Annotated in this window: 21 protein-coding genes; 10 read left to right on the top strand and 11 right to left on the bottom strand. The window is 49.3% G+C overall.

Annotated elements, in window-relative coordinates:
* Nucleotides 1-6 precede the first annotated feature (6 nt).
* The 3 genes from porG to ribD all read right to left on the bottom strand — a co-directional run bounded on the left by porG (nt 7) and on the right by ribD (nt 3,217).
* Nucleotides 7-663, bottom strand: a complete 657-nt coding sequence (gene porG, locus ING2E5A_RS02345) for a type IX secretion system protein PorG (protein WP_231960423.1) — start codon at nt 661-663, stop codon at nt 7-9.
* A 52-nt stretch (nt 664-715) separates the two neighbouring features.
* Nucleotides 716-2,023, bottom strand: a complete 1,308-nt coding sequence (locus ING2E5A_RS02350; protein WP_071136027.1) for a DUF6242 domain-containing protein — start codon at nt 2,021-2,023, stop codon at nt 716-718.
* A 132-nt stretch (nt 2,024-2,155) separates the two neighbouring features.
* Nucleotides 2,156-3,217: a bifunctional diaminohydroxyphosphoribosylaminopyrimidine deaminase/5-amino-6-(5-phosphoribosylamino)uracil reductase RibD gene (gene ribD / locus ING2E5A_RS02355; RefSeq protein ID WP_071136028.1), complete on the bottom strand. Its 1,062-nt coding sequence runs from the start codon at nt 3,215-3,217 to the stop codon at nt 2,156-2,158.
* 35 nt (nt 3,218-3,252) lie between these two features.
* Between ribD and prmC the strand changes: the two genes are divergently transcribed.
* The 10 genes from prmC to ING2E5A_RS02405 all read left to right on the top strand — a co-directional run bounded on the left by prmC (nt 3,253) and on the right by ING2E5A_RS02405 (nt 12,811).
* Complete coding sequence (prmC, locus tag ING2E5A_RS02360) at nt 3,253-4,092, top strand: peptide chain release factor N(5)-glutamine methyltransferase (RefSeq protein WP_071136029.1); 840 nt, start codon at nt 3,253-3,255, stop codon at nt 4,090-4,092.
* A 4-nt stretch (nt 4,093-4,096) separates the two neighbouring features.
* Nucleotides 4,097-4,585 (top strand): regulatory protein RecX, encoded by a 489-nt coding sequence (locus tag ING2E5A_RS02365; protein ID WP_071136030.1) that lies wholly within the window; start codon nt 4,097-4,099, stop codon nt 4,583-4,585.
* A gap of 7 nt (nt 4,586-4,592) precedes the next feature.
* A complete protein-coding gene (locus tag ING2E5A_RS02370; protein WP_071138149.1) occupies nt 4,593-5,282 on the top strand; it encodes a ComF family protein in 690 nt (229 codons plus the stop codon).
* An 87-nt stretch (nt 5,283-5,369) separates the two neighbouring features.
* Nucleotides 5,370-6,020: an orotate phosphoribosyltransferase gene (gene pyrE, locus ING2E5A_RS02375; protein ID WP_071136031.1), complete on the top strand. Its 651-nt coding sequence runs from the start codon at nt 5,370-5,372 to the stop codon at nt 6,018-6,020.
* Nucleotides 6,017-6,436, top strand: a complete 420-nt coding sequence (locus ING2E5A_RS02380; protein ID WP_071138150.1) for an SRPBCC family protein — start codon at nt 6,017-6,019, stop codon at nt 6,434-6,436. Before pyrE ends, ING2E5A_RS02380 begins: the two co-directional genes overlap by 4 nt.
* Before the next feature lie 378 nt (nt 6,437-6,814).
* Nucleotides 6,815-7,324 (top strand): RNA polymerase sigma-70 factor, encoded by a 510-nt coding sequence (locus ING2E5A_RS02385; RefSeq protein ID WP_071136032.1) that lies wholly within the window; start codon nt 6,815-6,817, stop codon nt 7,322-7,324.
* Between the two features lie 75 nt (nt 7,325-7,399).
* The gene (locus tag ING2E5A_RS02390; RefSeq protein ID WP_143102518.1) at nt 7,400-7,900 is read left to right on the top strand and encodes a hypothetical protein; all 501 of its coding nucleotides are present in this window, start codon (nt 7,400-7,402) and stop codon (nt 7,898-7,900) included.
* 24 nt (nt 7,901-7,924) lie between these two features.
* Nucleotides 7,925-8,746 (top strand): FecR family protein, encoded by an 822-nt coding sequence (locus ING2E5A_RS02395; protein WP_071136034.1) that lies wholly within the window; start codon nt 7,925-7,927, stop codon nt 8,744-8,746.
* 99 nt (nt 8,747-8,845) lie between these two features.
* Nucleotides 8,846-11,572, top strand: coding sequence for a TonB-dependent receptor (locus tag ING2E5A_RS02400; protein ID WP_071136035.1), 2,727 nt, complete (start codon nt 8,846-8,848; stop codon nt 11,570-11,572).
* Between the two features lie 87 nt (nt 11,573-11,659).
* Nucleotides 11,660-12,811, top strand: a complete 1,152-nt coding sequence (locus ING2E5A_RS02405) for a DUF4249 family protein (protein WP_083373146.1) — start codon at nt 11,660-11,662, stop codon at nt 12,809-12,811.
* Nucleotides 12,812-12,817: 6 nt separating this feature from the next.
* On the opposite strand, the gene ING2E5A_RS02410 is transcribed toward ING2E5A_RS02405, so the two are convergent.
* The 8 genes from ING2E5A_RS02410 to trpB form a co-directional block, all read right to left on the bottom strand.
* Nucleotides 12,818-13,702 (bottom strand): DMT family transporter, encoded by an 885-nt coding sequence (locus tag ING2E5A_RS02410; RefSeq protein ID WP_071136037.1) that lies wholly within the window; start codon nt 13,700-13,702, stop codon nt 12,818-12,820.
* 68 nt (nt 13,703-13,770) lie between these two features.
* Nucleotides 13,771-14,547 carry a tryptophan synthase subunit alpha gene (gene trpA, locus ING2E5A_RS02415; protein ID WP_071136038.1) on the bottom strand — a complete coding sequence of 259 codons (777 nt, stop codon included), beginning with the start codon at nt 14,545-14,547 and terminating at the stop codon, nt 13,771-13,773.
* Between the two features lie 16 nt (nt 14,548-14,563).
* Nucleotides 14,564-15,175 carry a phosphoribosylanthranilate isomerase gene (locus ING2E5A_RS02420; protein WP_083373147.1) on the bottom strand — a complete coding sequence of 204 codons (612 nt, stop codon included), beginning with the start codon at nt 15,173-15,175 and terminating at the stop codon, nt 14,564-14,566.
* Nucleotides 15,172-15,981, bottom strand: a complete 810-nt coding sequence (trpC, locus tag ING2E5A_RS02425; protein WP_071136040.1) for an indole-3-glycerol phosphate synthase TrpC — start codon at nt 15,979-15,981, stop codon at nt 15,172-15,174. The genes ING2E5A_RS02420 and trpC overlap by 4 nt, the downstream gene beginning before the upstream one ends.
* A gap of 11 nt (nt 15,982-15,992) precedes the next feature.
* On the bottom strand, nt 15,993-16,988 hold the full coding sequence (trpD, locus tag ING2E5A_RS02430; protein ID WP_071136041.1) for an anthranilate phosphoribosyltransferase: 996 nt from the start codon (nt 16,986-16,988) through the stop codon (nt 15,993-15,995).
* Nucleotides 16,985-17,551: an anthranilate synthase component II gene (locus ING2E5A_RS02435; RefSeq protein ID WP_071136042.1), complete on the bottom strand. Its 567-nt coding sequence runs from the start codon at nt 17,549-17,551 to the stop codon at nt 16,985-16,987. Before ING2E5A_RS02435 ends, trpD begins: the two co-directional genes overlap by 4 nt.
* A gap of 24 nt (nt 17,552-17,575) precedes the next feature.
* Nucleotides 17,576-18,982, bottom strand: a complete 1,407-nt coding sequence (locus tag ING2E5A_RS02440) for an anthranilate synthase component I family protein (RefSeq protein ID WP_071138151.1) — start codon at nt 18,980-18,982, stop codon at nt 17,576-17,578.
* A 35-nt stretch (nt 18,983-19,017) separates the two neighbouring features.
* Nucleotides 19,018-20,208, bottom strand: coding sequence for a tryptophan synthase subunit beta (gene trpB / locus ING2E5A_RS02445; RefSeq protein WP_071136043.1), 1,191 nt, complete (start codon nt 20,206-20,208; stop codon nt 19,018-19,020).
* Nucleotides 20,209-20,529: the final 321 nt, after the last annotated feature.

Genomic DNA, 20,529 nt, shown 5'->3' on the forward strand with positions numbered 1-20,529 from the left:
TATTGATCATTCACAACACGGATCCTTTCTGATCTCAAAATCCCAGGTCAGAAAGACCATCGTGAGTGAATACCCATCCTGGTTTTTTAATATACTGCTCTTTATGCCGTATGGCGCATCCAGACTTCTGCCGGCACTGTTTTCCGGCATCTCAAAATCATCTCCGAACAGTTTCCTGAAAGAAAACTCGAGTCCGACATTCAGCCGTTCCTGTATCTTATACTTGAACCCGATACCCACCGGTATATGTGCATAAAAAAACGGCTCGCCGCTCATAGCGAGGGTTGTCCCGGCACCGGTAAAAATATAGGGCGTATATGGCTTAGCCCCTTTGTAGGAGAACTTGTCGCTGAAAGGCAAAAAGTTAAATTCAAGTTGCCCCCCCAGGTCGATAAAACTCCTGACAAACGAGAGCTGCTGTTCAAACGGGAAAACATTGGCGGCATCCGCGCTATTTCCCGATACCTGACCAGCAACCAGATTGGCTTTTATTGCCCAGTGAAAATTGAGGTTGTACCGGTAGATCATACCCCCGGAAAATCCCGGATGAAGGTAAAGCCTCGTTCTGTTGGCATCGCCCAGGTAAAAGGATGTCCCCAATGTTCCGCCGGCTTCATGTCTGTATTCCTGCGGTTTAGCTTCGTTTACGCAAAATAGGGCCACAATCAGAAAGAGGCTAAAGCACAATTTTTTCTGTTTGATAGCCGGATCCACTCTACTTTGCCAACTTGTTGAGTCTTCCCCTCCAGACATCTGCAATGGGCACCTGCGCCCCGGATTCTCCGCCGAAAATCCAGATGAAATTATTGGAATCGGTAATTACCGATGCACCTATCCGTCCTGTAAAAGTGTCGGGCAGTTCCTGTTCGGTTCCTGCCGAGATCCAGTCCAATCCATATCTTTCAGAATAATAGAGCCGGTTTTTGCCTGTTTCGTAGGTCATCAGATAGACCTTGGCGTCGTAAACGAACAGCTGGCTTACCTGAAGAGGAACGGTTGAAGTCTCAGAAAGCAGTGTGATTTTACCCTCTTTCTCCTGAATGATCCAAAGTTTATTGTTTGCAATGTTGTTCTTCTCTTTCCCCCCGGCCAGAATAATATATTTGGCTGAATGGACCGCAGGGTTCTCCATGCTGGTCGAAGTGAAATCCGCCACAGGGAAGGTGTCGTCAGCAGGAAGGGCCTCTTTGAGGCTAAAGGAGACAAAGTCGTTTGTCAGGGCAAATTTCAGTATGCCTTCGTCGTTTATGGCTGTGAGTACTGCCATCTCGCCCGACAGTGATGGCAGTATACCGTATATGGCGACAACCGGATAGCCGGAATTGATCCTGTTCCAGATCAACCCGTCGGTCGATGAGTAGACCGTGCTGTCGGCGTCCAGGGCATAAATCGTGGAGGTGTTGCCATTGGTTGCGGAGAGGAGAGTGTTTACCCTTATGGTAGCCGGTAACCCCGAGACGGTAACCGGAGTCCACTCTTTCCCGTTTGTTGACGGGGAGGTGGAAGCCTTGATCATATCCCCCGATTTGTAATAGGTGATGAATTTCCCTTCGTGAAGAATACTTTTCTGACTCTCAACCGGGCCGATCAGGTGGTTCTGCGTGATCCTGCTCCAGTTCAGGAGATTGGGATTCTGTTGGTGAATATTCACCTTGATCCTGTATTTCCTCGTGGTTATTCCGTCTTCAGCGGTTGTTTCGATCGACTCCAGCCGTTTAAAGGCAACGGAATCTTCTCCGTTCCAAAGGTATGTGCTGTCTCCGTTCTGCAGGTTGATAACGATCTTGGAAAAGGAGTATGACGTTTTCCCTGAAACTTTCAGTGAAATGCTGTCGACATCGAAAAGATAGGGAAGTGAATCCTGGTTGAATATCAGGTTGTTGAGCTGGTCGATGGTGAACTTGACACCTGGAAGTACCTTGGTGGTGTCTTTCTTGGACTCCATGCTGAACGAATAGATCTGGGCGTCGTGAGAAAACTCGAACTCACTTTCCGACGAATTGAGGCAGGAAGAGAATGCCAAGACCCATAATAGTAATAAGACAGCTCTGTGGAGATATTTTAATGTCATTTGTTTCAAAAAAATATTGTACAGTTGGTATAAGTTCTGCAAAAGTAGAAAGATTTTTCGCTTAAACCATAGCAAAATAAATATTTAAAGAAAATTTTGAGTTATTTTATTCTTTAAATGATGCTGAGTGGAGTCCAAATATCTGTTTATGATTGCATTATCCAATGGGATTGACGGAGCTTTCACCCCAGTGAGGAGTCTCTTGGCGGCAACCTCGATAAAGGCTTCGTCCCAGAGATTCTTTTCGATAAAGGTAGACAACAGGCGAGCTCCGCCCTCAACCAGAAGCGAGTGGATCCTTTCGGTATAGAGCTGTTGCAGGATCTGCCGGTTGGTGTCTCCTTCGAAATCGATGATAATGGGTTTCACGTTCTCCTTTTTTACCCGATAATCTCCCCGGGTGAAGACGATAACCTTTGCGTCGTCGTTAAAGATGGCTGCATTTGACGGAATCCTTCCCTCCCTGTCGATCACTATCCTTGTCGGATTATCTCCGTACCATTTCCGGGCGGTAAGTTTCGGATTGTCCAGTATGGCGGTGTCGGTGCCAACCATGATGCCCTCCACCCGGGTGCGAAACTTGTGGACGATGGAGTGCGTCACCTCATTCGAGATCTGGGCTGGAGCCACTTCCGCGGACGACCGGCTATGGTCGATGAATCCATCGGCACTTTGCGCCCACTTAAGGATCACATAGGGACGGTTATATAGTTGATTCACGAAAAAGAACCGGTTTAAATCCTCGGCCTCCTTCTCGAGGGTGCCTACCGTAACTTCTATTCCCGCTCGCCTCATCTTTTCGATACCTTTCCCCGACACCTTTGGATTGGGATCCAGAACAGCTACAACCACTTTCGGGATTCCCTTCTCGATGACCAGGTCGGCACAGGGCGGCGTTTTCCCGTGATGGGCGCATGGCTCCAACGAAACATAGAGGGTGGAGGAAGAGAGCAGTGAGGGGTCCTTTACGGAACGGACAGCATTCACTTCGGCGTGGGCTTCGGCAAACTGGCGGTGATACCCCTCCCCGATAATCTTGCCGTCATGCACGATAACCGCCCCGACCATGGGGTTGGGCCGGGTAAAACCTTCTCCTTTCTTGGCAAGCTGCAGGCAGCGGTGCATAAATTTTTCGTCTGTCGTCATTTTTTCTATCTTTGTTTAACGAAACAGTCCCCGCGATGCAAGATATAAAAAGCTACCTAAATGATGAACTGGGCACCCGCTACTCCCCAGGAGAGATCAGCTACCTGACCCGCCTGATACTGGAAAGGGGGCTTTCGATCCCGCTGACGGATATTCTGGCATGCAAATTTAACCATTTATCCGATGTGGCAGTGCGCAAAGTGCATGAAATTGCCGGACGGTTGAAGCAGGGCGAGCCCATCCAGTATATACTGGGCGAGACCGATTTTTTCGGTCTCACCTTTTCGGTCGACTCTTCGGTACTGATTCCGCGCCCCGAAACTGAGGAGTTGGTGCAATGGATCATCAACACCACCATTGATGGGGCCGTAAAGATTCTCGACATCGGAACAGGCAGCGGTTGCATTGCCGTCACATTGGCGAAGAAGTTGCCGATGGCCGAGGTGCATGCCTGGGATGTCTCGTCGGCTGCACTCGAGGTGGCCCGAAAAAATGCGGAGAGGAATGGAGTACATCTCATTTTTTCGGAAAGGGATGTGCTGCAGGATCCTGTTCCGGAAGTAAAATTCGACATTGTGGTGAGTAACCCTCCTTACGTGACAGCGTCTGAAAAGGAGGATATGGAAGAGCATGTGCTGAAGTTCGAGCCCCATCTGGCCCTCTTTGTTCCGGACGACGATCCGCTGCTCTTTTACCGTAAGATAGCCGACGTTGCCGGATTGAACCTGAAGCGGGGAGGCTCCCTTTTCTTCGAGATTAACCGTGAAAAGGGGGAGCAGGTGGAGGTTTTGCTACGACAAAAAGGGTTCCGGAGTATCGAACGGCTGAAGGATATTTCCGGTAATGATCGGATGGTTAGGGCTGTCAGGGAGTAAGAGGATGGAGAGTAATACCAGAGCGCGAAAACCGGTTTCGGAAGAGGTGGCCTATCAACGTATGGCCAGGCTCTGTTCGATGAGGGAGTATGCTACCTTTGATATCCGGCAGAAGTTGCAACGAATGCAGCTCGACGAGGGTGTGGTGCGCGCCATTCTCTCCCGGCTGGAGAAGCATCGCTTTATCGATGATGCCCGGTTTGCCCGCAGCTTTATCAGTGACAAGCTTCGTTTTGGCAAATGGGGGAGAGCCAAAATCGTTTATGCTCTCAGGCAGCGACAGGTTCCGCAGGAGATCATCGACGAGGCGTTCGACGCTCTTCCCGATGAGGCGGTCACCCGGCAGCTAAGACCGCTCCTGGAAAAGAAACTGCAATCATTGCAGGGAAAGAGCGGATATGAAAGGCGGACCAAAGCCATCCGGTTTGCGCTGAACCGGGGATTTTCAATGTCGGAGATCCTGGAGTGTCTAGGTGAAATCGAGGAGGAGTGAATGGATAATGATAACCCTTTTGAACTGCTTGTCGGATCTCTTCTTTCCGGATTGTTGTCTACTCTGCAATACCCGGTTGTTACCTTCCGAAGAGGGAGTCTGTCTGCAGTGTCTCCATGCACTTCCCAGGACAGAAAACTACAAGGAGCCCGGTAATCAGGCCGAGACACTTTTAGCTGGGAGGTTCCCGTTTGTGAGGGTGGCAACATTCTGCATCTATTCGAGTGGAGGTGTGCTGCAACCGCTTATCCATCAACTCAAGTATGATGGCAAGAGGGAGATAGGCACCCTGTTGGGGAGATTGTTCGGCAGAGATCTGTATGGAAGTGAATTTATCCGTTCCATCGATCTTATTGTGCCTGTACCCCTGCACCCCGCAAAAGAGAAGCTCAGGGGGTTCAATCAGGCGGAAGTGATTGCCCGGGGGTTGTCCGAAACCACCATGATTCCTCTATCCACCGGAAACCTGGTACGCTCCATCTCCAATCCCACGCAAACCCGTCGTACAAAAACGGAGCGCTGGGAGAACGTGAAAGGGATCTTCGACCTGCTCGATCCCTCCCTCTATGCCGGAAAACATCTCCTGCTGGTTGACGATATCATCACTACCGGGTCGACAATCGAGGCGTGCGCCTATGCCCTGCTGAAAAGTCCGGGAGTAAGGATAAGCATCGCCACACTGGGTGAAGTGTTGTGACAATAAAAAATTATCTATCCACCCTGCACATTGTGCCGTTTTTTGCTCTAAAAAGACTATTTTTGCAGTTCATTAAGTTATGGAGATATGAAAACTGTAGAAAAATTAACAGCCGAAAAGCTTCTCAAGATAAAAGCGGTCAAGCTGCAGCCATCGAACCCTTTTACCTGGGCTTCGGGATGGAAGTCGCCCATCTATTGCGATAACCGGAAACTGATGTCTTATCCGCCCATACGCAACTTCCTCAAGGTTGAGTTTTCACGGATAATCCTTGAAAAGTTTCCGCAGGTAGAAGCGATTGCCGGCGTGGCAACAGGAGCCATAGCTCCCGGAGCCATCGTGGCCGATGCGTTGGGACTTCCGTTTGTCTATGTTCGCTCGGCACCTAAGGATCACGGATTGGAGAACCTGATTGAAGGTGATCTGAAACCGCGGCAAAAGGTTGTGGTGATAGAAGACCTTGTCTCTACAGGGCAAAGCAGTCTGAAGGCAGTTGAAGCGATTCGACAGAGCGGATCGGATGTACTTGGCATGGTGGCAGTTTTCACATATGGCTTTCCTGCTGCTGAAGCCAACATGAAGGAGGCTCGTGTAGATCTGATTGCGCTGACCAATTACAATGCTATTCTGGATGAGGCGCTCAAGATCGATTATATCGCTGAATCTGACGTGAAGACATTGCAGGATTGGCGTAAGAATCCCGAAACGTGGGGAACCACAAAAAAGACAACCCGATGACAGAATTTACCAGCGACGTAAAGACCATTTTTCACAATGATGAGGTTGTCTTCCACGTGCTCTCTGATCTGAGCAAGATAGAATTGATAAAAGATCAGATCCCTGCCGACAAGATCAGGGATTTTGCGTTTGATAGTGACTCCTGCTCGTTTCGGGTCGATCCGGTAGGCGAGGTGAAGTTCCGGATTGTGGACCGGGAGCCGAACAAACTGGTCAAGTTCAAATCCGAGAACCTCCCCTTTGAGGTTTTCCTCTGGATCCAGTTGGTGCAGAAGGCCGAAAAGGATACCAGGATGAAGATTACCCTTCGGGCCGATCTCAACCCATTTATCAAGGGTATGGTTTCGAAACCGCTGCAAGAAGGGTTGGAGAAAATAGCCGACATGATTGCGGAATTACCTTACGATAAAATCTGACGAAACAACCAAATTGTTTTTTTGTCGATTCCGCATCTGCCATACATGAACGTTAAAAAGCTCATGATGTGAAAAGATTTTTACTTATTCTATAAAGTCTTTCTTATCCAATAACCCATGAACCATTGTCTACGATAAAATTAATACCGTCTTTTTTCGTGGAGATGGTGCTTATCCTTATTCATTGCCGGAAACTGAAAATAACAGCTAGATGATGAAAATTGGCGAGCGGGAATATCCGTGTTCTTTTGAAAAAGGCAAAACGATTTTTTCCCGGACTTCTGTGGACTGTTCCGATAACCTGCCTGGCAGTGATTCTTTCTTTGAACATCTCCATTTTTTTACTACTTTTGCGCCTTGTTCTATACTAAAGATTTGATGCTGACCTCAAAAAAACAGTTTTCGGAATATTATCACGGCTATTATCGTCAACTTTGCTTGCACGCCTTGCATTTTTTGTGCGACGCCGATGAGGCGGAGGATGTGGTACAAGATACATTCGTAAACTTATGGGATAAAAGGGATCAGCTGGAAAAGATCAAATCGGTGAAAGCGTATCTTTATACTGCTGTTCGAAATAACTGCCTTACCCGCATCCGCGACGCCAAGCCAACTACCTCTCTCGATAAATGGTCCGGAGAAGAGTTGCTTACAGGGGACGAACAGATGGAACGTGCCGAGATGGAAGCGCGTGTCTGGAAGATGATCGACGAATTGCCGGAGCGGCGCCGTGAAATCTTTTTAATGGCTAAGCGCGACGGGATGCGCTACAAGGACATTGCCGAACAAACCGGGCTGACCGTAAAAACCGTGGAAAATCATGTCCTGCGTGCCATGCAATCGTTACGTGCAAAAGATATCAAGGCTTACCTCTTCTTCTTTGCTTAAAATATTTCCCTTTGGAGAGAGGGATTTTCTGCTTTTTTGCATCTTATAGGTAGAAAAAGCAACGGAAGAGAAGAAATGTGTAGAAAAATTATCGTGTCCCTTTGCCTTATTATTTGTCCTGTATTAGCTGTAAATACACAAGGCCGGGATAGTGACACAGATCTGCGGATAGGGCTGGGTTTTTCCACACTTAAGCAGGGAAATGTTTTTTTGGTGCTTAGCGAATATGAACTTGATGCTAAACTGTCGGATTATTTTACAGTTGCTCCATCCATTGTGCTAAATGTTGTGGACAAGTGGAAGTCAGATTCGGAAAAATTATTTCAAGCAAACATGAATGTTTTTTTATCTCCTTTTCGCAATAACAGGAGAAACGATTTCAGGATTGGGAGTGGATTGAGTTTTTATAAGTTTAACCAGCCTGTGATTCGCAGTGCATTCGGTTTTAATTTAATTGTTGAAGATTCTTATTCAATAAATGATCGATTTTTCATCGGGGTCAAAGCATTTATGCAGCCGTATTTTAACAGAGAATCCAGTTCCGGCGTATTGTTGAAGGCCGGAATAAATCTGTAGATTGCCAAAAATGAAAATGATGTAATGGAAAATCAACCACAACATAATATAGACGAGGGCATCCGGTTTGTAGTCCGGTATTACAAACCCAATTCTTTTGATTCCCGGAAAGGGTGGAGAAGGATACAAAAACACATCGCACCCGAACGGAACTTGCGCAAGATGCAGGTCTTCTATGGTGCTGCGGCTGCTGTCGCCTTATTGCTGGTTGTAAGTGTTTTTTATTTTACGTCAAGTACCGGAACAAAGTGGGTAGCCAAAGCCGATAATGTTTCCTATGTGTTACCCGACAGTTCCCGAATCGAAATGCAACAGGGAGCACAATTGAAATACGATAAAAGTTTCGGTAAGTCAGAACGCCGTGTTTCCATGTTGGGAGAAATTTCGTTTGCCGTCGCTCGAAACGAAAGCCTGCCCTTTGTTGTTTCCACGCCCGGAGCAGAAATCCAGGTGCTCGGCACGGAATTTACCGTGCAGGCCGATAACGCGGAAACCCGCCTTAGCGTGGTGTCGGGGAAAGTGCAGTTTACGCCCGAAAGCCCCGTTATTCCGCTATTGTGTAGTGCCGGTATGACAGTGCATTACACTTCCGGAACCGAAATTGTTAAGGTTGTTTCGTCCGGTAGTTCGATGGAAATCAACGGAAAAGACAGCTCGCTTGTATTCAACAATACGCAACTGAAAGAGGTGGCGTTGGTTTTGTCGCACTTCTATAACGTGCCGATAGAATTGCCTGGAGACGAATCCACGCTCACGTTTACATCGTCATTTACACAAAAAAACATCATTGAAATTGTTGATATTATTAATTTAACACTGGATACTCATATAAAAATTGAAAAGTAAGCAACCCTCTCCCCCGGTTGGGGGAAGGGAACGGACTTCTATGTTTGGAGCAGCGGTTAATGTTCCATCTCCGCGACTCAAAACTCAAAACTTGAAAAAATGAAACGCTATACTATCCTTGTTTTGTTGGCTGTTTGCTCCTTTTTAGGAGCATCAGCCCAGCAAAACATTACAATTAACGTCGAAAAACAGCCGGTTACCTCTGTGTTGCAACAGATTGAGAAGCAAACGGGATACACGTTTTCATACAATCCGGAACTGTTGAGGGACTTTCCGCCCGTAACGCTTCATGTAGGGAATATGTTGTTGCAACCTTTGCTGGAAAAGTTTTTCAGCAAGACCGGTATCCAATTTATGATCCGCGGCAATTATGTTATTTTGAAAGAGCGTCCGAAGAACGTTACGATAAGCGGATTTATCCACGAATCAGGGTCGCGCGAAACACTTATCGGCGCCAATGTATTCGACTTGCTTTCGCAAAAAGGAGCCGTAAGCAACAATTTCGGTTTTTTCAGTCTTCCCATTCCCCCCGGAGAAGTCCGTTTAAGGGGAAGCTACGTAGGATACACATCACAGGAGATCACATTTGTTGTAGAAAACGACACGGTTATCCATTTTTTCTTAGAGCCTACCTCTTTGCTTAAAGAAGTGGTGATAGAGGGTAGGCAAACCGGACCACTACATAACGTAGAAACCGGAAAGATAACACTTACTACGCAAACGCTGCAGGCTTTGCCTTCTTTTTTGGGAGAAAAAGATGTGATTAAAACCCTGCAACTTTTACCGGGTGTGGCCGCCGGGACCGAAGGTGTGGCAGGTATGTACGTGCGGGGTGGAAATTTAGATGAAAATCTCTATCTGGTGGATGGGAATCCGCTTTATCACGTGAACCACTTGGGCGGCATGTTTTCCACATTCAATCCCGAAGCGGTGAAAACCATGGATTTTTATAAAGGCAGCTTTCCTGCGCGTTATGGCGGTCGCCTTTCGTCGGTAGTAGATGTGCGTATGAATGACGGCGATATGAATAAACTTGGCGGCACGGCTTCCATCGGACTGATTTCATCGCGATTTAATTTTCAAGGTCCACTAGTGAAGGAGAAGACTTCATTCAATGTTTCCTTTCGCCGAACATACTTGGATTTAATGGTGCGCCCTGCATTATATTTTGCGGGGAAGAAAGATGAAAAGGACAATCCCGATGATTATAATAAACCGGATGTGGGATATTATTTTTATGATTTTAATGCCAAGGTCAACCATAAATTCTCCGAGCAAAGCCGCCTTTTTTTGAGTATCTACGACGGGAAAGACAAGCTCTTTCTGAATATGGATGCCAAAAGTGAACGTTCTTACAATTTAGATCCGGATAACAATTCTCCTGATCCGGCGTTCGACACGCACCACGAAATAAATAAGAACAAAACCAATTTTGACACCGGTTGGGGCACGCGAATGGCATCGCTCAATTGGGCCTATGCCATGAACAATAAGTTGTTTAGCAATGCTACACTGATTTACAGCCGATACTCGTCGGATATTGTAACTAAATCGATTAGCGAAAAAGAGTTGATTATATCGGAAGAAAATTCGGACAAGATTGAGAAAGTGATCGATAAAACAAAAGACAATACCCATTACCGCTCCGGAATTCAGGACATAGGTTATCGCCTGGAGTTTGACTACACACCGGTGAGCAATCATTTTATCCGCTTCGGAACATTGTTGCTGCACCACCGGTTTCGTCCCGAACAAAGCGGAATTGTTTTGACAACAGAAAACGATACCGAGAAGCGAAACGATACCGTTACTTTTGCCAACGAGCGTGTTTTGGTAAAGGAACTTTCGTTCTACGCTGAAGATGAAATGATTTTGAACGAACGCATGAAAGTGAATACGGGCATACATTTTTCTGGATTCCTGGTGCAGGGAAGATCTTATGTCAGCGCACAGCCCCGCCTTTCGGCACGTTACCTGCTCGGCAACGATTGGTCGCTGAAAGTATCGTATGGCAAAATGAACCAGTATGTACATTTGTTGCAAAGCAGTAAGATAAATCTACCTAACGACTTGTGGGTTCCCATTACGAAAAATGTAAAACCGATGGTCTCACATCAGGTTTCGGGTGGCGTTTTCGGACGTTGGCGCGGGTTTGACCTTTCGCTGGAAGGATATTACAAATCTTCCAGGAATCAGGTGGAATATAGGGAAGGTACTTCCTTGCTTTCGGGTAATCTTAATTGGGAACAGCGTATAGCGCAAGGATTAAGTAAATCGTACGGTATGGAAATGATGGCGAGCAGGATTTTCGGAAATACATCGGGATGGTTGGGCTATACGCTATCGTGGTCGAATCGTCATTTTCCGAACGGTGAGATAAACCGCGGACTTGTCTATCCGGCGAAATACGATAACCGCCACAAAATAAACGCGGTGGTGATGCATAAATTCGGTAAAAAATTCGATGTGAGCACGTCGTGGATATATTCTACCGGTAACTGGGCTACGCTGGCAAAGCAAAAGTACATTAACGACATGGGAGAGGAAACGGATTATATTGATAAACTCAACAATTTTAAAATGCCTTCCTATCACCGCCTCGATTTAAGTTTCAATTATTACCGCCACAAAAAGAAAGGTCGGGTGGGGATTTGGAATTTAAGTATTTACAATGCGTATTCGCATCACAATTCGTTTATTTTAGTGCCTACTACCGAGGCCGAGTTTTTTACTCAGGAAGAGAAACAAGACAGAAGTAAACCGGTATTAAAAAGTTTGTCGATTTTCCCTTTTATCCCATCATTTTCTTACACGTATAAGTTTTGACCGACTGTATCGGGTGGTTCATAGGTCTCTCGACACGTGAAGAAAGTAGAAATAAATAGAAATATAAAATTCAAGACAGATTCTAAAATGAAGAGAAAATATATTTCGTTTCTGATAACAACGATTCTATTGCTGTCGTGTGAGCGTATGCTTGAAGTGAATTTTTCCGATGAAAAGCCGCTTATTGTGATGAATGGAGTTGTTGAACCCGATAAGCCAATAAGCGTTGCTGTCAGCAAAAGTTTCTTGTTCACCGATACCGACAGCACTGCGCCTTATTTGAAAGATGTTTCGGTGGAATTGCACGTTAACGATACATTTGTTGAAAAACTGCAACGCTTCGCCATAGATACTGCCAAGTACCGGGCTCGAAGAGGAAATTCTTATTTCCGTTCCGAGTCACACGTTAAAGTCGGCGACCGGGTTAAGATTAAGGCTTCGGCACCAGGCCTCGAGACCGCATGGGTGGAGACCGTTATTCCCACACCGGCTGCGATTGAAAAGGTGGATACGGCAACGTTTTTCGTACCGGCACCAGGCAACAATACGTTCGGATTCTACTGGAATCCATACGGCGAGTATTCCTGGGACTCAGACAGCGGATGGGGGTACGGCGGATATTATATTCCAGTTCCGGAAATATTTTACGAGCCGTTTTATCGGAGGATGCGCTTGCATATTGGGGTTCGAAAACAAAAAAACGATGTGGCACATTATTTTCTTTTGAGGATCGTTGCGGAGAACCCCGAGTACAAAGATTATCCTTTTTACTTGCCTGTCGAAACACAGGATGATCCCATTTTCGCGAGAGATCCTAAAAATCTTTTCCTCGAAAAGCTGTTCAATAACAATTACTCCACAAATAGTTCATCCGTTTTTACGGATAACTTGTTTAAAGATAATGCCTATACGTTAAATGTCTCCACCGGAGGATTATACACGGTGAAAGTGGAACACACCAAACCGGAAAAGGAGGGGGAGAAACCGGAATATTTAAGTCACGAAGTGAAAAATCCGCCAATAGAAGTGCGGATTTACACGCTGTCTCACGATTATTATTCGTACCTGAAATCGGTTGAAAAGTGGGATTACGATAAGGAGTTCGACTTTATCTCCGAACCCAGGGTTACCTACTCCAACGTACACAACGGAATCGGATTTGTGGGATCCATGTCGTACATATCTGAGCGTATTCAGATACCGTCTTTTCCCGGCGGTAAGAACACAGTTCCAAGGTGAGCTTCTTCACAGAAAGAAGATACTTGCCCCGGCAATGCTGATCACTGCCCCGATCACCTGGCGGACGGTAATCTTTTCATTGAACATGATGGCCGAAGGCACAATGATAAAAATGGGAACCAGAGCCATCAGCGTAGCGGCAATGCCGGTGTGGGTGTGCTGCACGGCAAATAGCGATAGCGCCACGCCCACGAAAGGCCCGAAAACAGCCCCCAGGGTGATGGATTTCATGCTTGCCCGGTCTTTCACGGCCAGGGAGACCCTTCTCCACCGTTTCAGAAAAGTGACCAGCAGGAAAAAAGAGACAAATCCGAAAATGGCCCTGATCTGCGTGGCCGCAACGGCATCGTAATCGCCCATCCCCTTCTTGCTCAACACCAGGCCGACAGCCTGCCCCAGAGCGCCGCCAAGCACATAGAAGAACCCCTTGAGCGGAATATTGAGCTTCAACTTCTTGCCGGCCACGGCAATGATGATTCCCGTGATGCTGACTACTATCCCCAAGATACTTTTTACCGGCAATATCTCCGCCAGGAAAAGCCACCCGATAATTGCCGTTATCATCGGAGCCAGGCTCATGATCAGCTGTGAGGTGCGCGATCCGATCAGGGTGTAGGATTTGAAGAGGAAGAGGTCGCCCAGAAAAAAACCTACCACTCCCGACAGTCCCAGCCAGAACCAGTTGTATGGCGCCGCATCTACCGGAAAGAACATCCCGCGGGTAAATAGCGTGGTGATGCCAAGAAAGAGGATTCCCAGAAAGATCCGGATGATGTTTACCGACAGCGAGCCCACCTTTGCACCCGCCTTTTGAAAGAAGAGGGCGCTCAACGTCCAGCATACGGCTGTCAGTAGCGATGCGATCTCACCGATGTGTGATTGAAACAGCATGAAATTGTCTATCGGTCCTGTTTGTCCAAAAAATTATGCAAAGGTAGGTGAATATGGGCAATTTCCCGTTATGAACCGGTAACAGATTTTTTCAATTTTTGCACTGCTGCCTCTACCGACTCCTCCCCACCGAGCAACGAGACGAACTTGCTGCCGATGATGGCTCCCGAAGCGTGGTCACAGGCCGCGTCGAAGGTGGCCTTGTTGGATATTCCGAACCCGATGAGCCGGGGATGGCGCAGATTCATGCCGTTCACCCGCCTGAAGTATTGCAGGTTCTCTTCCCCGAAACCCGACTTTGCACCGGTGACCGATGCCGACGATACCATGTAGATAAAGCCGCCGGTGTTTTCATCAATCAGCCGGATGCGCTCCTCCGACGTTTCCGGAGTGATCAGCATGATCATGTGAAGACCATATTTTTCGGTACTGCCCTTGTACTCCCGCATATATTCGGCAAATGGCAGGTCGGGAATGATCAGCCCGTCGATACCGCAGCGTTGTGCCTCGGCACAGAACCTGTCGAACCCGAACTGCAGGATGGGATTCAGATAACCCATCAGTACCAACGGGGTCTCTACCGCAGTACGGATCTGGTCGAGTTGTCTGAAAAGCACTTTCAAACTCATGCCATTCCTGAGCGCTTCTGTTCCCGATGCTTGGATGACAGGTCCGTCAGCCATCGGATCGCTGAAGGGGATACCTATCTCGATCAGGTCTACGCCATTTTTTTCGAGCGACCGGATGATCGGGACGGTGTCGTCGAGGTTGGGATATCCTGCCGTGAAATAGACGGAGAGGATGTTTTTACTCTTTTGTTGAAACAATCGATCTATTCTGTTCATATTGGATGAAGGTGATTTATGATTTCAGCGTTGCAATAAAGTGTCTGATCTTTTGAAGATCCTTCTTGGCCGGAGTAATCTCGAACCGGCTGTTGATATCAATCCCGATCAGTTTCGGGTGAAGGAGAGTTTTCAATATCCCGGTGTCGTGCGGAGCAATTCCGCCGCTCAGCAAAAAGGGAGTGTCGCCGCTGTAGTCAGAGAGCAGGTTCCAGTCGAACCGCCTCCCCGAGCCGCCGTGTAGTTTGGTTTGGGTGTCGAACAGGAAGTAGTCGCACGTGTCGCGGTACTCGGTTGCCGTCTCATCGGGAAACCGGTCGCCCACAGACAACGATTTGATCACTCCTATGCCGGTTTGCCGGATCTCCTCACAAAATCGTGGGGACTCACTGCCGTGAAGCTGTACCAGCTCCAGTCCGAAAAGCGATGCCGTTTCGATGATCCGCTCTTTCGGTGCATCCACAAAGACTCCTACCCGCCTTGCCTGTTGAGGCAGGTATGCCGGAATCTCGCTTACATAACGGGGGGATGCCGGATGGAAGATAAACCCTATCCAGTCGGCCCCGGCCCGTTCCACCCCTTGTATGTTGGCCGCATCGCGCATTCCGCAAACCTTGATCAGTCTCATCTTCCCATGCCCCCCTTTCCCGATTTTATCCCTTCGATAAACTTTGCCAGGCCTGCTCCGGGATTGGCCTGCTTCATGAAGTTCTCCCCGATGAGGAAACCGAGGTATCCCGCCTTGCGAAGCGCCGTCACCGTTTCCGGATTTGAGATCCCGCTTTCCGATACCCGGACGGCATCCTTTGGCAACAATCGGGCCATCTTGCTGGATTTTTCCAGATCGGTCACGAAGCTGCCGAGGTTCCGGTTGTTGACACCGATGATGTCGTTTTCAGGCGCAATATGTCCGGTCTCCCGTTCGTCGTGAAGCTCCAGCAGCACCTCCAATCCCAGCTGCTTTGCAAACCGTGTAAGCCGGAAGCTCTCCTCTACTGTAAGTGCCGCTGCGATCAGCAGGATGGCACTGGCTCCCGCCAACCGGGCCTGCAGGATCTGATACTCATCCACGATAAACTCCTTGCGCATCACCGGGATCGATGCCTGGGCTGCCACCTGTTGCAGGTCGTCCAGCCTGCCTCCAAAATAGGCGAGGTCGGTCAGCACCGACAGTGCAGCAGCTCCGGCTTTCTCATACCCTCCGGTCACCTCCACCGCATCGGCATGTTGATTTATCCACCCCTTGCTCGGCGATCGGCGTTTGAACTCAGCGATGATTCCCGTATCGGATCGGAGTAAAGCCTCCTTCAGTGAGTAGACGGGTAGGGAGCAATCTGCCACCTGTCGTTCCAGGCTGGTGTATGATATACTCCTCTTTTGCCTCTCTATTTCGTATCGCTTGTGGGCGATGATTTCATTCAAGATATCTCTCATGTGGGTTTCTCTTATCCGTTAACTTCGATAAACCGTTTGAGTGCATTCAACGCCTTTTTTCCGTACAACGACTCCCGTGCTATCCCGATACACTCCGCGATCGGTTTCTCCGGTTCGATGATCTGAATGGCGAATGCGGCATTGGCTACAACCACCTCCATCTGGGCCCGCGTTGCCGTGCAGTTGAGCACCTTGTTGAAGAGGGAGACCGCCTCGTCGATTGTCTCTCCTCCAAAGATTTCAGCCTCTGTTACCCTGCTGAACCCCAGCTCTTCGGGCATGAAAAGCTGTTCGCCCCGGTTGGTGATCACCTTGAACTGCCCCGTAAGCGAAATCTCATCGTAGCCATCCAGGCTGTGAACGATGCCGAACTTTTTACGGCTCGCCTGATAGATATAACTGTAGAGACGCGCCATCGAGAGGTCGTAAACCCCCAGCAGCTGGTACTCCGGATCTGACGGGTTGATGAGTGGGCCGAGCACGTTGAAGAAATTTCTTACACCCAGACTTTTTCTCACCGGTGCCACCGCCTTGAGTGCCGGGCTGAAGAGCGGGGCATGAAGGTAGGCGATGTTGGAATGTTCGATGCTTCTTTTCAGGATATTTATGTCGGTGGTGAATCTGATCCCCTGCCGCTCCATGGCGTTGCTCGATCCGCTGACCGATGTTGATCCGTAATTTCCGTGTTTCACAACGGGATATCCGGCGCCGGCAACCACAAAACAGGCAGATGTGGAGATGTTGAAGGTGTTTTTCCCGTCGCCCCCGGTTCCGACAATATCGATGGCCCCGTACTCTTTCAGCTCTACCGGCACCCTCATCTCCACCAGTGCCTCACGGAATCCGAGCACCTCCTCTACCGAGATGCTGCGCATCAGAAAGATTGTGATCAGGGCAGAGACCTGTGTGTCGGGCAGCTCTCCCCTTACGATGGCCATAAGCAGTTCGCGCGCTTCGTTGCGGCTCAGGTACTGGTACTCCAGTAACTTGACAAGTATATGTTTCATTTTTCCAGGAAATTTTTTACGATTGTTGTTCCCAATGGGGTAAGGACCGATTCCGGATGGAACTGGACGCCGTGGATATCCAGGCTCTTATGTCTGATTGCCATGATCTTTCCCGACTCGTCCCGGGCCGTCACCTCCAGTTCGGATGGGAAATGGTTGTCCGATACGATCCAGGAGTGGTAGCGACCGACCTCTATCCGCTCCGGGAGTTCGTTGAAAATATAATCGGGGGCGACTATACTGATGGGGGTCTGTACGCCGTGGTGCACCAGGGGAGTGTTCTCGAGGATGGCTCCGAACGACAGACCAATCGCCTGGTGACCCAGACAGACGCCCAGTATGCTTTTCAGATGCGCATACTGCCGGATCAGGGGCAGCAGGTCACCCGCCTCCTCCGGAATTCCCGGTCCGGGAGATAGGATAATCTTGTCGTAGTTGACCACCTCCTCCAGATCGATCTTGTCGTTCCGGATGACGTCGATATCGGTGTAGCCCAATGTGCGGACGACATGACGCAGGTTGTAGGTGAAGGAGTCGTAGTTGTCGAATATCAATATTTTCATCTTCTTGATCTGTTCTGTTAAACGTCATGCATTGTTCAGCTTCCCTGCCAGGTCGATCGCCTTCTTGAGGGCTCCCAGCTTGTTGTTGACCTCCCGGAGTTCATTCTCGGGAACGCTCTGTGATACGATTCCTGCACCGGCCTGGTACCAGAGCTGGTTGTTCCGGCTCACAAAGGTGCGGATGGTGATCGCCTGATTGATATCGCCGTTGAAACCGATAAACCCGATACAGCCCCCGTATGCCCCGCGGTTGTGCTCTTCGATCTCCGAGATCAGTTGCATCGCCCTCACCTTGGGTGCTCCCGAGAGGGTCCCGGCGGGGAAGGTGTCGAAAAAGGCCTGGATGGGATGGACGCCCTCATCGAGCGTTCCGCTTACACGTGAGACCAGGTGGATGACGTGCGAGTAATACTGCACCTGCCGGTAAAAATCGAGCTTGACCCTTTGGGCGTTCCGGCTCAGGTCGTTCCGGGCCAGGTCGACCAGCATCACGTGTTCGGCATTCTCTTTGGGGTCGTTTTTGAGGCGTTCGGTCGCCCGGGCATCCTCCTGAATGTTCCCTGTACGTTTGGCCGTTCCGGCAATCGGATCGATGCTGATTGTCCTGCCGGTAATCCGGCAATGGGTCTCGGGCGACGAGCCGAAGATGCGGAAGCCGCCAAAGTCGAAGTAGAAGAGATAGGGTGAGGGATTGATGGTACGCAAGGCGCGGTAAACCTTGAAATCATCGCCCGAGAACTCCTGCACGAAACGGCGGGAGAGAACGATCTGGAACAGATCGCCCCGATAACAGTGATCGATCCCCTGCCTTACATGCTCTATGAACTGCTCGTCGGTAATGGGACTCGATTCCCGGCCGTGGATAAAGAAGTCGTACGATGCGAAATTCCTGGCATTGATCCGGTTCTCCAGTATATGGAGGGAGCTCTCTTCGCCATCGGAAAGCAGTTCGATCAGCAGCAGTTCGTCGCTCTGGTGGTTGAAGACCATCAGGTATTTGTAGAGGATATACCTCATATCGGGTGCGTCGTTGCGCTCCTCGGTACTCTCCTTGATGTTGATCCCCTCGGTATACTTCACACAGTTGAAGGTGGTATAGCCGAAAAGTCCCGTTAGGGATGCATTGTCGCCCTGGATCCGGAAATTGCTGATAAAGCTGCTCAATGCCGCTGATATGGTAACCTCTTCCGATATACGGGTATTGACGGTTCTGCCGTCGGGATAGCTTTCGATACACTCGCCCCGGTTAATGTCGATGCAGGCAATCGGTTTCAGTCCGATATAGGATGTGCTGTTCTCGTTGGCGTGATAATCGGAGCTTTCGAGCAGAGCCGACTGGGGAAAGGCGTCACGGACCTTCAGGTAGAGGCTTACCGGCGTATGGAGGTCGCCCATCACCTTTTTGCAGTTCGTTGTATAAGCGTATGACATGGCTGTTGTTTTTTTCAATTTTAATCCTTCTTCACTCACTCTATAATATCGTTGATCTTGAAATAGGTCTCCAGGTCCTTGTCGCCTCGACCCGACAGGGTGAGGACAACCAGATCGCCCTGGTTGAACCGGATCTTGTCGAGGGCAGCTATCGCATGGGCCGATTCCAGGGCAGGAATGATCCCTTCGTTTCGGGTGAGTGCAAGACCTGCCCGCAGTGCTTCGTCGTCGTTGACGGCAACCACCTTTGCCCGTCTGGTTTTAGCCAGATGGGCGTGGATGGGACCGATACCCGGATAGTCCAGTCCTGCCGAGATGGAATAGGGTTCGGTGATCTGCCCGTCTTCGGTCTGCATCACCAATGTTTTGCATCCATGGATGATCCCTTCGGTGCCGATCTGGATGGTGGCGGCAGACTCTCCGCTGTGGATCCCCTTGCCGCCCGCTTCGGCCAGCACGATCTTCACTCTCTCCTCAGCAAGGAAGTGGTAGATGGTTCCGGCGGCGTTGCTGCCTCCGCCCACGCACGCAACAAGGTAATCGGGAGAGGGACGGTTCTCCTTTTCCATCAGTTGCCTGCCGATCTCTTCACTGATGACCGACTGCAGTCGGGCCACCATGTCGGGGTAGGGGTGCGGTCCTACGGTGGAGCCGATGATGTAGTGGGTGTTTGCGGGGTTGCAGCACCAGTCGCGTATCGCCTCGTTGGTAGCATCCTTCAGCGTCATGTTTCCCGAGGTGACCGGGACGACCGTCGCGCCCAGCATCTCCATCTTTCTGACGTTGACCGCTTGTCGCTCCACATCGGTCTTGCCCATATATACGATACACTCCATCTGCATCAGCGCACAGACGGTGGCGGTTGCCACACCATGCTGTCCGGCGCCGGTTTCGGCGATGATCCTGCTTTTCCCCAGTTGTTTGGCGACGAGGATCTGGCCGATGGTGTTGTTGATCTTGTGTGCCCCGGTGTGGTTCAGGTCCTCCCGCTTGAGGTAGACACGGCAACCGTGCCTGGCGGAGAGGTAGCCGGAGAGGTAGAGCGGAGACGGCCTGCCCACATAATCCCTCAGCAGCCGGTTGAACTCCTCCCTGAAGGCGTCGCTTTCCAGGATCTCCAGGTAGGAGTCCTGCAGTTCGGTGACGCAGCGGTGAAGAATTTCGGGGATATAGGCCCCGCCGAATTCACCGTAAAATCCCGATTTATCCACTGAAAATTTTTGCATATCCTGTTGTTTTTGTCAATTCCAACGAAAAAAGCCTGTCGCAGGTGCGACAGGCTTCTCTATATTGTTGCTCATTCTTGCTGATAGATACGACTGCTTCCCTTACGACCGGTCGGGTAGTAAGTGACGCCACCAATATCTGTTTGCAAGTGAAGTGTACATTTTCGTCTTATTTTGCTGCAAATGTAGGATGAAAAAAATAAAATGCAATATGTTTTTAAAAATTTAACATTTTTAATATTTGGGTGGCAGCTACTGGCAAGATGATGGGTCTTATGCCCGTAGCTGTAGGTGGAGCCACGGATGCCGGTATGTAGGAGA

This window comes from Petrimonas mucosa (assembly GCF_900095795.1).
In the GTDB taxonomy this organism is placed as follows: domain Bacteria; phylum Bacteroidota; class Bacteroidia; order Bacteroidales; family Dysgonomonadaceae; genus Petrimonas; species Petrimonas mucosa.